This window comes from Nonomuraea sp. NPDC050394 (assembly GCF_044459065.1).
Taxonomy (GTDB): domain Bacteria; phylum Actinomycetota; class Actinomycetes; order Streptosporangiales; family Streptosporangiaceae; genus Nonomuraea.
On the sequence record NZ_JBITIO010000010.1, the window covers coordinates 158699 to 174104 of the forward strand.

General features: G+C 71.2%; 15 protein-coding genes and 1 pseudogene. 10 read left to right on the forward strand and 6 right to left on the reverse strand.

Translation table 11 applies throughout. The features are described 5' to 3' along the window. Positions 1 to 15: 15 nt before the first annotated feature. Positions 16 to 1743, reverse strand: a complete 1728-nt coding sequence (locus ACIBKY_RS34080; protein WP_397103211.1) for a hypothetical protein — start codon at positions 1741 to 1743, stop codon at positions 16 to 18. A 68-nt stretch (positions 1744 to 1811) separates the two neighbouring features. Next, complete coding sequence (locus ACIBKY_RS34085) at positions 1812 to 2528, reverse strand: IclR family transcriptional regulator (protein WP_157250884.1); 717 nt, start codon at positions 2526 to 2528, stop codon at positions 1812 to 1814. A gap of 65 nt (positions 2529 to 2593) precedes the next feature. Here ACIBKY_RS34085 and leuC point away from each other — a divergent pair, with 65 nt between their 5' ends. From leuC to ACIBKY_RS34105, 4 genes are all read left to right on the forward strand, one after another. After that, positions 2594 to 3991, forward strand: coding sequence for a 3-isopropylmalate dehydratase large subunit (gene leuC, locus ACIBKY_RS34090; protein WP_397103213.1), 1398 nt, complete (start codon positions 2594 to 2596; stop codon positions 3989 to 3991). Between the two features lie 18 nt (positions 3992 to 4009). Then, positions 4010 to 4597 (forward strand): 3-isopropylmalate dehydratase small subunit, encoded by a 588-nt coding sequence (leuD, locus tag ACIBKY_RS34095; RefSeq protein WP_397103215.1) that lies wholly within the window; start codon positions 4010 to 4012, stop codon positions 4595 to 4597. Beyond that, a complete protein-coding gene (locus tag ACIBKY_RS34100; protein WP_397103217.1) occupies positions 4576 to 4818 on the forward strand; it encodes a hypothetical protein in 243 nt (80 codons plus the stop codon). Before leuD ends, ACIBKY_RS34100 begins: the two co-directional genes overlap by 22 nt. A gap of 91 nt (positions 4819 to 4909) precedes the next feature. Beyond that, entirely contained in the window at positions 4910 to 5209 is a 300-nt protein-coding gene (locus ACIBKY_RS34105) for an HU family DNA-binding protein (RefSeq protein ID WP_157250888.1), read from the forward strand. A 57-nt stretch (positions 5210 to 5266) separates the two neighbouring features. Here ACIBKY_RS34105 and ACIBKY_RS34110 read toward each other — a convergent pair whose 3' ends face one another. Continuing rightward, the gene (locus ACIBKY_RS34110; protein WP_184960401.1) at positions 5267 to 5467 is read right to left on the reverse strand and encodes a hypothetical protein; all 201 of its coding nucleotides are present in this window, start codon (positions 5465 to 5467) and stop codon (positions 5267 to 5269) included. A 55-nt stretch (positions 5468 to 5522) separates the two neighbouring features. On the opposite strand from ACIBKY_RS34110, the gene ACIBKY_RS34115 reads away from it, so the two are divergent. Then, positions 5523 to 6746 carry an MFS transporter gene (locus tag ACIBKY_RS34115; RefSeq protein WP_397103219.1) on the forward strand — a complete coding sequence of 408 codons (1224 nt, stop codon included), beginning with the start codon at positions 5523 to 5525 and terminating at the stop codon, positions 6744 to 6746. A gap of 215 nt (positions 6747 to 6961) precedes the next feature. Here the strand turns inward: ACIBKY_RS34115 and cofC are convergent, their stop codons facing one another. Beyond that, on the reverse strand, positions 6962 to 7603 hold the full coding sequence (gene cofC, locus ACIBKY_RS34120; RefSeq protein ID WP_397103221.1) for a 2-phospho-L-lactate guanylyltransferase: 642 nt from the start codon (positions 7601 to 7603) through the stop codon (positions 6962 to 6964). A gap of 80 nt (positions 7604 to 7683) precedes the next feature. Between cofC and ACIBKY_RS34125 the strand changes: the two genes are divergently transcribed. Genes ACIBKY_RS34125 through ACIBKY_RS34135 form a run of 3 tightly spaced genes read left to right on the forward strand, consistent with a single transcriptional unit; the run spans position 7684 to position 10532 of the window. Further along, on the forward strand, positions 7684 to 8394 hold the full coding sequence (locus ACIBKY_RS34125; RefSeq protein WP_397103223.1) for a lysophospholipid acyltransferase family protein: 711 nt from the start codon (positions 7684 to 7686) through the stop codon (positions 8392 to 8394). Between the two features lie 4 nt (positions 8395 to 8398). Next, positions 8399 to 9409 (forward strand): NAD(P)H-dependent glycerol-3-phosphate dehydrogenase, encoded by a 1011-nt coding sequence (locus ACIBKY_RS34130; RefSeq protein ID WP_397103225.1) that lies wholly within the window; start codon positions 8399 to 8401, stop codon positions 9407 to 9409. Positions 9410 to 9437: 28 nt separating this feature from the next. Continuing rightward, on the forward strand, positions 9438 to 10532 hold the full coding sequence (locus ACIBKY_RS34135; RefSeq protein WP_397103227.1) for a D-alanine--D-alanine ligase family protein: 1095 nt from the start codon (positions 9438 to 9440) through the stop codon (positions 10530 to 10532). Here ACIBKY_RS34135 and ACIBKY_RS34140 read toward each other — a convergent pair. After that, a complete protein-coding gene (locus ACIBKY_RS34140; RefSeq protein ID WP_397103229.1) occupies positions 10515 to 10949 on the reverse strand; it encodes a DUF3515 domain-containing protein in 435 nt (144 codons plus the stop codon). The genes ACIBKY_RS34135 and ACIBKY_RS34140 overlap by 18 nt on opposite strands. Before the next feature lie 20 nt (positions 10950 to 10969). Next, entirely contained in the window at positions 10970 to 11203 is a 234-nt protein-coding gene (locus ACIBKY_RS34145; protein ID WP_184960545.1) for an Lrp/AsnC family transcriptional regulator, read from the reverse strand. 180 nt (positions 11204 to 11383) lie between these two features. Here ACIBKY_RS34145 and ACIBKY_RS34150 point away from each other — a divergent pair. Both ACIBKY_RS34150 and ACIBKY_RS34155 read left to right on the forward strand, forming a co-directional pair. Next, positions 11384 to 11935, forward strand: a pseudogene (locus ACIBKY_RS34150) (thiamine-monophosphate kinase); the annotation flags it as partial. 2477 nt (positions 11936 to 14412) lie between these two features. After that, on the forward strand, positions 14413 to 15399 hold the full coding sequence (locus ACIBKY_RS34155; RefSeq protein WP_397103231.1) for a hypothetical protein: 987 nt from the start codon (positions 14413 to 14415) through the stop codon (positions 15397 to 15399). Positions 15400 to 15406: the final 7 nt, after the last annotated feature.

Genomic DNA, 15406 nt, shown 5'->3' on the forward strand with positions numbered 1-15406 from the left:
GGAGGGCGGCCGGGGTCAGGCGGTGGAGCGGGCCTTGAACAGGGCGCGCTTGGCCGCCTTGGCGACCTGCTTGTCCGGGTGGACCTGGGAGATCAGGTCGAGAAGCTCCTCCACGTGCGCGTGGGGGATCTTCCAGATGACCTCCAGGAGGTTGTTCAGGAGCTCGGGCCCGATGTCACGCAGGCTGCTCACGAACTCGGCGCGGCCCAGACCCGCGGAGATGGTCCACATGTCCAGGATGAGCCAGTGGGTGTCGTCCTGGGTGGGTTCGGGGGCGTCCGGGACCTCAAGCTGGCTGAGGTGGGTGGCGGCGTAGGGGCGCAGCGCCGGGTGGTTGAGCGCCTCCTGCCAGGCGGGGACGGCGGCCTCGCCCAGCGTGCCGACGACGCTGGCCGCCTGTACGCGGACCAGGGCGTCGTTGTCGTCCTGCGCCGCGGCCTCCAGGAGTTCCTCGGCGGCCCGGCCAGGCTCGCGCAGCTCCATCCACGCGGCGAACTCGGCGTCGGCCTCCTCCTCCGGCAGCTCGGCGCTCAGCGTGAGCAGGTCGAGGGCGCTCATGGACTCGATGGCGGGCCGCGCGTCCACCTCGATGTCGGCGTCGTCGGCCAGGTGCACGACGCCTTCCACGCCGAGCGGGGTCAGCGTGACCTCGGTGGAGACGGTCACCATGCCGTAGCCGACCAGCCAGTCGAGCACGGGGGCGAGCGGGTCGCCGCCGTAGTGGCGGGCGGCCGCCGCCCAGGCCTCGGAGCCGAGCTCGTCGACCTCGGCGGCCGCCTCCTCCAGCTCGCGCCTGAGGCCGTCGAGCTCGCGGGCGCCGCCGGCCAGCAGCAGCCGGATCAGCAGCCCGCGGGTGAGGCCGGCCAGGGCCATGGTGAGATCGTCGTCGTCGAGCTCGGGGTCGCCGTAGTCGACCGAGTGCAGGCCCAGCATCCACGCGTCGAGTACGTCCTCGTCGTCGTCGAAGGGCCAGCTCGCGGTGTCGTCGTCGACGCTGACGGTGTCGTCGCCGGCCGGCTCGATGAACTCCAGGTCGACCGCGAGGTTCCAGATGTTCCACAGCTGCGGGACGTCCTCGCCGGCCTGCGGCTTCGGCAGCCCGACCACGTCGAGTGCCTCGATCACCTCGTCGTCGGACAGCAGCGCCTCGTCGCCGACCCGGCGCCCGGTGCCGACCCAGACCGACAGGTCACGGGCCTTGGCGATCAGCGGTACGGCGCGCACCGCCTCGGCCAGCTCGGAGTCGGGGCTGAGCCGGATCGTGTCGAGCTCGGCGAGGCGGTCGGCGAACGGCTCGAAGTCCCCGAGATCGCCACCTTCCTCCTCGTCGTCCTCGTCAGCGTCGTCGTCGCCCTCTTCGTCGCCGATGAGGTCCTCCATCAGATCGATGAACTCCTCCTCGACGTCGGCGAGCTCGCCGAGGAGGTCGGCCAGCGCGTCCGAGCGCTCGCTCAGGCGGCCGGACTTCGACAGGAACGTGAGGTAGGCGTCGAGCGCCGGGACCATGCCGTCGGCGGCGGCATCGGGGTCGTCCACCACCTTGGGCATCTGTTCGAGCATGACCCCCCGCACGTTGGCACGCGTCCAGGTACCGACGTTGGGGGAGAAGGTGATGCGGTGCCAAAGAGCGGCGGGTCCCACCAGTTCGGGGGAGCTGTCGGGGGCGTTGGTGCGCGCCCAGACGATGAACTCTTCGAGCAGGGGTCGCAGCTCAGTGGCGGCTACCTCGATGCGATCTGTCACCCACTCAGGCTAGTGCGCCCGGGACGCGCTCGGCTCCCCAAATACACGGTTTAGCTGATCATGGCACCTCAGGAAGAACGGCGCATCGACTCGGTGATCCGCTCGGCCGCCGCCATCACCGGCACGGCGTGCAGCCGGCCGGGCGCGCGGGTGAGGCGTTCGATGGGGCCGGAGACGGAGACGGCGGCGATCACCTTGCCGCCGCTGCCCCTGATGGGGGCCGAGACGCTGGCCACACCCTGCTCGCGTTCGCCCACGCTGTGGGCCCATCCGCGCCGGCGCACGCTGGCCAGGGTCGCGGCGGTGAACTTGGCCCCGCGCAGCCCCCGGTGCAGCCGGTCGGGCTCCTCCCAGGCGAGCAAAATCTGCGCGGCGGACCCGGCGGTCATCGGCAGCGCCGACCCGACGGGCACGGTGTCGCGCAGCCCGCTGGCCCGCTCGGCGGCGGCCACGCACACGCGCTCGTCACCCTGGCGCCGGTAAAGCTGGGCGCTCTCGCCGGTCAAATCACGCAACTGGGTCAGCACCGGCGCCGCGACGGCCAGCAGGCGGTCCTCGCCCGCCGCGGTGGACAACTCCGACAAACGCGGTCCGAGGACGAATCTGCCCTGCGTGTCGCGCGTCACGATGCGGTGGTGCTCCAGCGCCACGGCCAGGCGGTGTGCCGTCGGCCTGGCCAGACCGGTGGCCTGAACCAGCTGCGCGAGCGAGGCCGGTCCGGCCTCCAGGGCATTGAGCACGAGAACGGCCTTGTCCAGTACGCCGACTCCGCTAGAGTTGTCCATACACCGATACTGCCGTCTCGACATATGAGAAAGCAAGTCGGCGCGGAGTCTCAAGGAGGAGATCAATGGGCCGCACACTGGCGGAGAAGGTCTGGGAGCAACACGTCGTACGGCGCGCGGAAGGCGAACCCGACCTGCTCTTCATCGACCTTCACCTCATCCACGAGGTGACCAGCCCGCAGGCGTTCGACGGCCTCCGCATGGCCGGGCGCGAGGTGCGCCGGCCCGATCTCACCATCGCCACCGAAGACCACAACGTGCCGACCGTGCTGGGCCCCATCAGCGACCCGGTCTCCAAGACGCAGGTCGAGACCCTGCGCAAGAACGCCGCCGAGTTCGGCGTCCGGCTGCACCCGATGGGCGACGCCGGGCAGGGCGTGGTGCACATCATCGGCCCCCAGTTCGGCCTGACCCAGCCGGGCATGACGATCGTGTGTGGCGATTCTCACACCTCCACCCACGGCGCGTTCGGCGGCATCGCCTTCGGCATCGGCACCTCCGAGGTCGAGCATGTGCTGGCCACCCAGACACTGCCCGCCTACCGGCCCAAGACGATGGCGATCGAGGTCTCCGGCGAACTGCCCGTGGGCGTCACCGCCAAGGACCTGATCCTGGCCATCATCGCCAAGATCGGCACCGGCGGCGGCCAGGGCTACATCGTGGAGTATCGGGGCGAGGCCGTCCGCAAGCTCTCGATGGAGGGCCGGATGACCGTCTGCAACATGTCGATCGAGGCCGGCGCCCGCGCGGGCATGATCGCTCCGGATGAGACCACGTTCGCTTACCTCAAGGGCCGTAAACACGCGCCCTCGGGTGCGGACTGGGACACCGCAGTCGAGTACTGGAAGACGCTGAGGACCGACGACGACGCGGAGTTCGACAAGGTCGTGGAGATCGACGCCTCGGTCCTCACGCCGTTCGTCACCTGGGGCACCAATCCCGGGCAGGGGCTGCCGCTGGGCGCGGCCGTACCTGATCCGGCGGAGATGGCGGACGCGACCGAGCGGGCGGCGGCCGAGCGGGCGCTGGAGTACATGGGCCTGACCGCGGGCACGCCGCTGAGCGAGATCGAGGTCGACACCGTCTTCGTCGGCTCGTGCACCAACGGCCGCATCGAGGACCTGCGCGCCGCCGCCGAGATCCTGCGCGGGCGGCAGGTGAAGACGCGCACGCTGATCGTGCCCGGTTCGATGCTGGTCAAGCTGGAGGCCGAGAAGGAGGGCCTGGACAAGGTCTTCGAGGCCGCCGGGGCCGAGTGGAGGCAGGCCGGCTGCTCGATGTGCCTGGGCATGAACCCCGACACGCTCCAGCCGGGTGAGCGCAGCGCCTCGACCTCCAACCGCAACTTCGAGGGCCGTCAGGGCAAGGGCGGTCGCACCCACCTGGTGTCGCCGCAGGTCGCCGCCGCCACCGCCGTAACCGGCCGCCTGACCGCGCCCGCCGACCTGGCCGTCACGGCCTGACCGCAGAGGACCACGCACATGGACGCCTTCACCACCCACACCGGTACGGCGGTGCCGCTGCGCCGCAGCAACGTCGACACCGACCAGATCATCCCGGCCGTCTGGCTCAAGCAGGTCAGCCGCACCGGCTTCGAGAAGGGCCTGTTCTCCGCCTGGCGCGAGGACCCCTCCTTCGTCCTGAACAACCCCGTCCACGACGGCGCCTCGATCCTGCTCGCCGGTCCGGACTTCGGCACGGGTTCCTCGCGCGAGCACGCCGTCTGGGCCATCCAGCAGTACGGCTTCCGCGTGGTGATCGCCGCCCGCTTCGGCGACATCTTCCGCAACAACTCCACCAAGATGGGCCTGCTCCCCGTCATCCTGGACGCCAAGGTCGTCGAGGAACTGCAGGCCGCCGTCGAGGCGGACCCGGCCACCCAGATCACCGTCGACCTGGTGGAACGCGAGGTGCGCCACGGCCGGGACGCGTGGAGTTTCGAGATCGACGACTACACGCGCTGGCGGCTGCTGGAGGGCCTGGACGACATCGGGCTGACCCTGCGTCACGCCGGCGACATCGCCACGTACGAGAATGGTCGGCAGCCATGGCTGCCGACGACCGTCTAGACGACGACCTGGAAGACGACGAACTGGCGCGGCGGTTGCGCGAGGCGCACCGCCGCGTCCGCATGCTCCCCGCCGACGAGAAAGAGCGTGCCGCCCGCAGATATCTGGCGATCTGCGACCTGGCCAAGCGTGATCCGGAGCGCGCGGCCTGCCGTCTGGAGGCCTTCATCGAAGGGCTCGACGACACGCCACGCGGTCAAGAAAACACGCCCGGTGATTGAGTTCCCCCGGAAAGCCCCTTAATTTCGAGCGCGTAAGGGGTTTCTACGTGAGGCGAGAGTGCTGGAACCCCGAGCCGTAACAGGGGGATAGATGAACAAGCGGGAACTCGTCGACGCCATCGCTGACCGGGTGGGCGACAAGAAGACGGCCACCGAGGCCGTGAACGCGATTATCGACGCCGTCCAGAAGGCTGTGGCGAGCGGAGACAAGGTCTCGATCACGGGCTTCGGCGCGTTCGAGATGGTTCACAAGCCTGCGCGCACGGCCAGGAACCCGTCGACCGGTGCGGAGATCAAGGTGGCCGAGAGCTGGGCGCCCAAGTTCCGTCCCGGCTCCGACTTCAAGGAGCTGGTGAACGCCGGCGGCAAGAAGGCGTCGAAGAAGAAGTAGTCACTTCTGCGTGATGGCCCGGGTCCCGCTTCCGAGCGGGATCCGGGCCCTCGCGTTTCAGGGCATCGGGAAGGTCGAGAGCGTGATGAACGTGACCTCTCCGTCGGCCACGGCCAGGTTCACGCGCTGACCGGAGCGCAGCAGCAGGAGCGGTCCCGCGTCGAAGGCACGGGTCGGGAAGTCGAGGACCGTGCCGTCGTCGAGAAAGACCGTTCCCGAACGGGTGGCCGGGTCGTAGGTACGCACTGTCGCCTGCACGCGACCAGCGTAAATCGTTTGACCCGGGCGGGCGAGCCCCGGAAGATCGAGACCCATGCGCCTTCGGGGGAATGCCGACTTTTCGCGATTCGCGGTGGCGAATGCCGTGACACAGGCCGGCACGCAGGTCACGTTCGTCGCCCTCCCGCTGGCCGCGGTGCTCACCCTGGACGCCGGGCCGTTCCAGCTCGGACTGCTCACCGCCGCGGAGATGATCGCCTTCCTGCTGGTCGGGCTGCCCGCAGGGGTCTGGGTTGACCGGCTGCGCCGCCGTCCCATCCTGGTGTGGACCGACCTGATCCGCGGCTTCGCGCTGCTGAGCATCCCGGTCGCCGCGTGGCTCGGGGTGTTCTCGCTGATCCAGCTCTACCTGGTCGCGCTGGTCATCGGCTTCTGCACGGTCTTCTTCGACGTCGCGCACATGAGCTTCCTGCCCGCCGTCGTCGGCAAGGACGGGCTCGAACGCGGCAACAGCGTCCTGGAGGCCACCAGCAGGATCTCCATGCTGGCGGGACCCGGTCTCGGCGGCCTGCTCGTGCAGTGGCTGACCGCGCCGTTCGCGCTGCTGGCCGACGCCGTCAGCTATCTCGCCTCAGGGGTACTGCTGTCGCGCGTACGCGTCCGGGAGACGCCCACGCCCAAGCAGGCGGGGCGGCGGCTGCGGCGGGAGGTCGCCGAAGGCGTCAGGTACGTGGTCACCGAGCCCGTCCTGCGCGTCATCGCCCTGCTCGGCGCGCTGGCACAGCTCGGCAACGGCATCTGGTTCGTCGGCCAGCCGCTCTACCTGATCAAGGAGCTGGGCGTCGGCGCCGGGCTCTACGGCCTGATGCTGTCCGTGGGCGCCGTCGGCGGGCTGGCGGGGGCGGCCTTCTCCACCCGGATCACCGCGCGCTTCGGCCCCGGACGCACCATGGCCGGGGCGGCGGCCGTGGCCATGGTGCTCAACCTGCCCCTGACGCTGGTCGCCGGCGGGTGGCGGCTGGCGTTGCTCCCGGTGTTCACGCTGCTGGCCGGGGCGATCGGCGTGGTGTTCAACATCACCCAGGTCAGCTACCGCCAGCGCACCACACCCGAGCACCTGCTCGGCCGGGTCAACGCCAGCATGCGCTTCCTCATGTGGAGCGCGGTGCCGATCGGCGGGCTGCTCGGCGGGGCGCTGGGGGAGTGGGCCGGCGGGCGGGCGGTGTTCGTGACCGGCGTGCTGCTGGTCGCCGCCGCGCACCTGCCCGTGGTCCTGTCCCGCTCGATCCGCCACCTCGACCTGACCCCGGCCCCGTGACACTCGCCCCAACCCCCTGACCCTCTCCCCAACCCCTGACCCTCACCTCTCGCCGGGGGCCGCGCGCTCAAAGCCGGCCGGTTCCGGGGGTCTGGACCCACTTAGCTGGTCGAGGTGGGCCGTTGCGGTGGGGACCACGTCCGACGTGAGAAGCGACCTCCACGATCTGCGCCTGCCAACGACGGCGGGTGGGGGTGGGGCGGCTCGCCGTAACCTCAAGAACGGGGCGGCACTTTCATCAAACGCACCACGGCGGCCGTGTGGCGGCCCAGGCCGAGTTCGATGGCCGCGCGCAGGTCGTCAGGGGTGTCCACGTCGCGGCGGACCGAGTCGATGCCCGTGAGCTCCAGCTCCTTGGCGCCACCGGCCAGGTGCTTGGCCCGCGACTCGCCGCCGAAGCGCGGGGTGAACGGGACGCCGGGCCGTACGCCGTAGAAGGTGGTGCCGACGTCGAGGGCGTCGGGCACGAACGCCTGGTCGTGGTCGGCCGCCGCCGTCAGCACCGCGGCCAGCTCCGGCGCTCGCAGCGTGGGCAGGTCGGCCTGGAGGGCGCCCACGGGCTCGTGCGGCGCCAGCCGTACGGCATGGGCCGCGCCCGTGCGCAGGGCGGTGTTGAGGCCGCGGTCGGGATCGTGCACCACCTCGGCGCCGAGGGCGCCGAGCGGACCGGCGGCGGCGGGATCGGCCGTCACCACGACTACCCGTGCCACGAGCGGGCAGGAGAGCGCCGCCGAGACGGTGTCGCAGGCGACCGCGACGGCGAGCCGGGTGCGGTGGGGACCCGTGGCGGCGGCCAGCCGGGTCTTCGCCGCGACCAGCGTCTTCACCGGGATGACCAGTGACCAGCGGATGCTCATAGGCTTAAGTCTCGTGCCTCGACATCCCGTGCGGCCAACCGGGAGACTTGAGACGCATTCCGTATCTGTTGGAGGAGACCATGAGCCGCCCCGTGCGACCATCGCGCTTCTGGGAAACCCTCGCGGTGGTGATCGTGAAGCCGCTGTCGTGGCTCCTGGTCAAGAAGGACTGGCGGCATGGTGAGCGCATCCCGCGGACCGGCGGCATGATCATCGCCACCAACCACCTGTCGTGGGCCGACCCGGTGCTGCTCGCCCACTTCCTCTACAACAATGGCCGCTGGCCGGTCATCCTGGCCAAGGCCGGGCTGTTCAAGGTGCCGGGGCTCGGGGCGGCGGTGCGCGGACTGCTGGCCATCCCGGTCCAGCGGGGCAGCAGCGACGCGGCCAAGTCGCTCAGCTACTCGTCGGAGCGGCTGCGGGACGGCGCGGTCGTGCTCTTCTACCCGGAGGGCACCGTCACCCGCGATCCCGGCCTGTGGCCGATGACAGGCAAGACCGGCGCCGCGCGCCTGGCCCTGGAGAGCGGCGCCAAGGTCGTCCCGGTGGCGCACTGGGGAGCCCAGGAACTGCTGCCCTACGGGGAGAAGCGGCCCCGGCTGTTCCCGCGCAAGACCTTCAGGGTCTCGGTGGGGCCGCCGGTCGACCTGTCCAAGTACGCGGGCCGGCCGGCACACGCCGACGTGCTGCGCGAGGCCACCGCCGACATCATGGCGGCGATCACCGTTCAGCTGGCCGAGCTGCGCGGCGAGAAGGCTCCGGAAACTCCCTTCGACCCCGCCGGGCGGTGAACGCATGACCAAGACCGCTGTGTTCGGCACCGGATCGTGGGGGACCACGTTCGCCATGATCCTGGCCGAGGCGGGCAACGAGACGGTGCTCTGGGGGCGCAGGCCCGAGCTCGTCTCGGCGATCAACTCGACCGGGGAGAACCCCGACTACCTGCCCGGCATCGCCCTGCCCGGCTCGCTGCGTGCCACGGACTCGGCGGCCGAAGCGCTCGACGGGGCCGACTTCGTGGTGCTGGCCGTACCGTCGCAGACACTGCGCGGGAACCTGGACACCTGGCGCGAGCACATCCCCGGCGACGCGGTGCTGGTCAGCCTGATGAAGGGCATCGAGCTCGGCACCACCAAGCGGATGAGCGAGGTGATCCGCGAGGTCGCGGGCGTGCCCGAGGAGCGCGTGGCGGTCGTCTCCGGGCCCAACCTGGCCAAGGAGATCGCCCAGCGCCAGCCCGCCGCGACCGTCGTGGCCTGCACTGACGAGGCCGTGGCCAAGCGGCTGCAGGACGCCTGCCACCTGCCGCCGTGGTTTCGCCCGTACACCAATCTCGACGTCGTCGGCGTGGAGCTGGGCGGCGCGGTCAAGAACGTGATCGCGCTGGCCGTCGGCGTCGCCGTGGGCATGGGCATGGGCGACAACGTGGCCGCCATGATGATCACCCGCGGGCTGGCCGAGATCTCCCGGCTCGGCGCGGCGCTCGGCGCCGACCCCCACACCTTCTCCGGCCTGGCCGGCATGGGCGACCTGGTGGCCACCTGCACCTCGCCGCTGTCGCGTAACCGCACGTTCGGCGAGAACCTGGGCCGGGGCATGACCCTGGAAGAGGTGATCGCCGCGACGCGCCAGACGGCCGAAGGCGTCAAGTCCTGCGAGTCGGTGCTGGAGCTTGCGCGCAAGCACGACGTCGAAATGCCGATCACCGAGGTCGTCGTGGGTGTCGTGCACGACGGCATGTCGCCGGGGGAAGCGGGGATGTTGCTGATGTCGCGCTCGCCCAAACCCGAGCGTTACGGCGTCTGAGCGGCTGTCTCCGGTAGATTCGGACACCATGAGCAAGCCACGCGTCGCCGTCGTATTCGGAGGTCGCAATTCCGAGCACGCCGTCTCCCTCATGGGGGCGGGCAGTGTTCTGGACGCGATCGACAGGACCAAGTACGAGGTGATCCCGATCGGGATCGCCCAGGACGGCAGATGGGTGCTCGCCACGGGCAGCCAGCGCTTCGCCATCGAGGCGGGTGAGCTGCCCGTGGTCGACACCTCGGGGGCCGCGCTCGCCCTGCCCGCCGACGGCGGTTCGCTGGTGGCCTACGACCCCGGCAGCATCCCCGTGGAGCTGGGCTCCGTCGACGTGGTCTTCCCGGTGATGCACGGACCGTTCGCCGAGGACGGCACCATCCAGGGACTGCTGGAGATGGCCGGGGTCCGCTACGTCGGCTCCGGTGTGCTGGCCAGCGCGGTCGGCATGGACAAGGCGTACATGAAGACGGTCATGGCCGCCGCCGGGCTGCCCGTCGGCCGCTACGTGGTCGTACGCGACCGCGACTGGCGCCTCGACCGCGACCGGGTGCTCAAGGAGGCCGAGGAGCTCGGCTGGCCGGTGTTCGTCAAGCCGGCCCGCGCCGGCTCCTCCCAGGGCATCTCCAAGGCGCACGACCGCGCCTCGCTGGAGGCGGCCGTCGAGGCCGCCCGCGAGCACGACCCCAAGGTGCTCATCGAGGCCGCGATCGTCGGCCGCGAGATTGAGTGCGCGGTGCTGGAGTCGCTGGACGACGATCCCCCCGCCGCCTCGCGGCCCGGCGAGGTACAGGTCGAGGGCGGGCAGGCGTTCTTCGACTTCGAGGCCAAGTACTACCCCGACCAGATGTCGCTGACCGTGCCCGCCGACATCCCCGCCGAGGTGGCCGAGGAACTGCGCGCCATGGCGGTGCGCGCGTTCGAGACGCTGGAGTGCGAGGGTCTGGCGCGGGTCGACTTCTTCTACACGGCCGAGGGCGAGCTGATCTTCAACGAGATCAACACGATGCCCGGCTTCACCTCGCTGTCGGTGGCGCCGCAGCTCTGGGCCGCCTCCGGGCTCGACTACCCGGCGCTGGTCGACCGGCTGGTGCGGCTGGCGCTGCGCCGTTCACCCGGTCTTCGCTGAGGTGACCTGGCCGATCGCCCCGGACAGCCGCGCGAGGATCTCCGGGGCGACGTGCCCGGCCGCGATCGTGGTCTCGACGTAGGCCACGTCGGTGATCGCGGTGAACAACGTGCTCCGGTCCGGGTCGGCGAACCAGCCGACCCCGTCGATCTCCTGCAACTGGTCGGTCGGCGCCATCCTGGCCGGCCGTCCGACGCCGCAGCGCACCGCGATCTCGCCCTCGCCCCAGACCGCGACGTAGGGCGACTCGGGGCTGGAGGTGGTGCGCTCCGCGCCGCCCAGCGTCTGGGGCAGCAGCGGGCCGAGCTTCGCGCACGCCGTGGCCGCCGCACCCTGTGGCGCGGGCGGTTCCACCTGTACGGCGCCGCCGCATCCGGAGACGGCCAGCAGGACGAGGAGGACGGCGGCGGCGCGCATGAGGGAAAGGCTCTCTGGCTCTAGATGTGGACGATCGGGCACGTAAGAGTACGTGTGATTCCCTCCACCGCCTGAATCTGGGCCACGACCAGTTTGCCGAGCTCATCGACGTTGCGGGCCTCCGCGCGCACGATCACGTCGTAGGGGCCGGTCACGTCCTCGGCCTGCGTGACGCCGGGGATGCCGGCGATCTCGCGGGCCACGGTCGCGGCCTTGCCCACTTCGGTCTGAATAAGGATGTAGGCCTGCACCATGACGTCCTCCAGGGCGAATTGGATCAGCGCCGAAGGGCCACCGTACCCTTTCCCGGCCGGTGTGCGGGAGTGTGGCCGGTCGCCCGGGTTCGCACCTGCGTGACCCGGCGTGTCCTGTGTGTGCTTCAGCATACGTAGGCACCCTGGCGGGCAGGTGAAGCAGGCCTCCACATACCGTATTTGCACAGGAGGTGCACCATTAGAGTCGGAAATTTCGGCGAGTTTAGGGTTATATCCCGAATCTCCGGACAGTTGCCCCAGGGGCCCGGCGTACTGCTCGGCCCCGGAGACGACGCGGCCGTCGTCACCGCGCCCGACGGCCGGGTCGTCGTCTCCACGGACCTCCTCGTGGAGGGCCGCCACTTCCGCCGCGACTGGTCCTCCGGCTACGACGTCGGCCGCAAGGCCGCCGCCCAGAACCTCGCCGACATAGCCGCCATGGGCGCCACCCCCACCTCCATGGTCGTCGCCCTGGGCATGCCCGCCGACCTCCCCCTGTCCTGGGTGGACGAACTGACGTTGGGCTTCCGCGACGAGTGCGCCCTGGTCGGCGCATCGGTGGTCGGCGGCGACCTGGCCCGCTCCGACACCGTGGTCATAGGCGTAACCGCCCTGGGCACCCTGTCCGGCCAAGCCCCCGTAACCCGCTCCGGAGCCCGGCCCGGCGAGATGGTCGCCATAGCCGGCCGCCTGGGCCACGCCGCCGCCGGCCTGGCCCTCCTGGAATCCGGCCACCTCCCCACCCCACCCACCAGCACCCCCACCCCACCCACCAGCACCCCCACCCCTCCCACCAGCACCCCCACCCCTCCCACCCCCACGCCGGGGTCCACGCCTCCACCCCCCACCACTCCCACCCCCACGGGCGGGCCCGCGTCCACCGCCCCCACTCCTGGGCCCGCCAACACATCGCCTTCCGGTCCCACGCCCCCGGCCGCCGCCCCCAGGGACCCGGCCTCTGCCCCTACACCCCCGCCCACCGCACCCACGGACCCGCCCACCGCACCCACGGACTCGGCCTCTGCCCACGCGGGCGCGCCCTCCCGTCCCACGCCCCCGGCCGCCGCCCCCAGGGACCCGGCCTCTGCCCACGCGGGCCCGCCCTCCGGTCCCACACCCCCAGCCACCGCACCCACGGACCCGGCCTCCGCCGCTCCCACAGGCCCCGCCTCCCCGCCCACGGATCCCGGTTCCTCTGTCCCCGGTGTCGTAGGGCCTGGGCGGGGAGGGGTTTGGCCGGCCGGCTCGGGCTCGCGTGGCACCGTTTCCCATGCGGTCGTGTCCGGGGAGGCCTTGCCAGAGGCGGGGGCTGGAGCTGCGGGGGTGGAAGGGCTGCTGCTGGAGGCTGTGGAGGGGCATCGGCGGCCTCGCCCGCCGTACCGGAGCGGGCCCGAGGCGGCGCGGCTCGGGGCGAGCGCGATGATGGACGTCAGCGACGGCCTCCTACAGGACCTGGGGCACATCGCGAAGGCGAGCGGCGTGCGGATCGTGCTGGATCCGGCCGCGTTCGCGGTGGACGAGCCGGTGCTGGCCGCCGCCAAGGAACTCGGGGCCGACCCGCTCGACTGGGTACTGGCCGGGGGTGAGGATCACGCGCTGGTGGCGGTGTTCCCCTCGGAGGTACGGCTGCCGCCCGAGTGGCGAATCGTGGGCCGGATCGAGGCCGGCGAGGGCGTCACGGTTACGGGGCGTGACGATGGACCACGGGGTTGGGACCACTTCCAGGGATGACTTGTCCCGTTTTACGTAAAATTTTCGGGGAATGAGTAGTGACTCCCGTGAAAGCTGTGACAAAGGCGTAGTAAAGGTGTTATGAAGATTGGCGGCCACTGTAACCGGCAGAAAGGGCAGCCATGGGCCGCCACGGCACAGGTGGATCCGATGACGGCAGTGATTGGGGGATGAGCAGGCCGGACGACTCACAGGAGGAGGACTTCAGGTCCACCACCGATCCAGCCGCCGCCTGGTCAGCAGCCCCGGATCCTTCGGCCACCAGCTCCTTCTTCGCCATCAACGACCAGGAGCCGGGCTGGCCGGCACCCCCGGACCAGCTAGAGGTCACGGGCCAATGGTCCCCCCAGCCAGGCACCCGCCCCGGCCACCCCACAGCTGACCCCACGATGGGCCACCCCAGCCCGGCCTCGGCACCCGGCCACCCCACGGGTGACCCCACGATGGGCCGCCCCGGCGCAGACCCCATGGCGGGCCGTCCCGGCATGGACCCGATGATGGGCCGTCCCGGCATGGACCCGATGGCAGGCCGTCCCGGCCCAGGCCCGACGGACGGGCCCGCTCACACGGGCCCCATCCCCGGTGGCGCGGGCATGGGCGCCGCATCCGGTCATCCCGGCACCGGCTCGACACCCGGCCATCCCGCCGGCGACCCGCCGGCGGGTCGTCCTGGCATGGACCCGATGGCGGGTCGTCCCGGTGCGGAGCCCAGGGCGGGTCACCCTGGCGGGGACCCGATGGCGGGGCGTTCCGGGGGTGGTCCGATGATCGGGGCCTCTGGGACGGATCCCTTTGAGACCACCGGGGCCTTTACGCGTCCCGACGCCTTCGACGGCTTTCAGGGCGCGGCTCCCGGGCAAGGGCCCGTCGGGCGTACCCCTGAGCCGTTCGAGACCACGGGGGCCTTCGCTCCGCCGCCTCAGCCCTCCGCCTCTGGACCTTTCAATCGGTCGGTAGGTGGCGGGGCGTTCGAGCGGCCGCACGACGAGACCCAGCGCTTCGGTGAGCAGCCTGGAAGCGACGGGAACACGGCGGCCTTCCCGTCGGATCCTTTCGCGGCCCAACCCCCGGTCTCGGGCCAACCCCCGGTCTCGGGCCAACCCCCGGGCTCGGGTCAAGCTCCGGTCTCGGGTCAAGCCCCGCTTCCGGGCCAACCGCCGCATCCGGGGCAAGCCCCGCTTCCGGGTCAAGCTCCGGTCTCGGGTCAAGCTCCGCTTCCGGGTCAACCGCCGCATCCGGGGCAAGCCCCGCTCTCGGGCCAACCGCCGGTCGCGGGGCAACCGCCGCTCTCGGGTCAGCCGCCCTTTGCGGGTCAGGACGTCTCCGATCCCTTCCCGAGCCAGGGCCGCCCCGCCTCGGACCCGTTCGCGGCGCAACCGCCGGATCCCTTCGCGGCCCAGGACGACGCCACGGCGCAGCACACCGCCGCCCAACCCTGGGACAACGGCGGCCTGCCGCCCGAACCCGGCGACATCAAGGTGGCCGGGTCCCCGACCGTCGTCTCGCCGATGCCCGCCTGGGCCGAGAGCAATGACGGCTTCCTGGGTTCCGGCTGGTCGTCCGAAGGTGACATCCCCGAGGAACCCCAGGGCAAGAGCAAGCGCGGCCGCGGCAAGCCGCCGCCCCGTGGTGACGACCTGCCCGGCGCGCCGCCGTCCGGTGGCAGGGCGCGGGTGGCGCTGTTGTCGGTGGCGGCCGTGGCCGTGGTGCTCGGCGGTACGGTGGCCGGCGTCAAGATGATGGGCGCCTCCGGCGAATGCAAGCAGGGGAGTTGCGCGGCCGTTCAGCAGTCGGGGAACAACGGCCAGCCCGTTCCGTCGGTCAGTGATCCGGGTCCCGGCGAGGGGGAACCGGATGAGGAGCAGGTGACGGAAGAGCCCGAGGAGGCGATGCCTTCGGAGTCGAAGCGGCCGACGCCGACGTTCAGCGCGCGTGCGCCCCGCCGTACCCCGACTCCCAAGCCCACCCCGACCAAGACGAAGCAGAAGAAGACCACGCAGCCCACCGAGGACGCCGAGCCCACGCCCGAGTCCACGGTGACCGAGGAGCCGACCTCGGAGCCGACCAGTACGGCGGAGCCGAGCTCGGGCACCTTCCCGACGGACGCCGGGGTGCCGAACCCGCAGAACACGCAGTCCTCGGGCCTCAGGCAGGCGCCGGGCGGCAGTTCGGTGAACGTGCGCTTCGACGTCACGAAGCAGGGCCTCACCGCCTACAGGGCGAGCGTCGATGTGGTCAACGCCTCCACCGAGACGATGGGCGGCCTGACCGTGTCGCTGCCGGTCTCCGGCAGGGTCACGGACGTGGACGGCGCCGGCTGGACCCAGGACGGCCAGCTGCTGATCATCGACGTCTCCCAGTCGCTGGCGACCGGTGCGACGGCGAGCGTGACGTTCACCGCGATCGGCAGGGGCAAGGCGCCGGAGAGTTGCGGGCTGGTCGGCGGGGAGTGCTCGCTCAGCTGAATGGTTG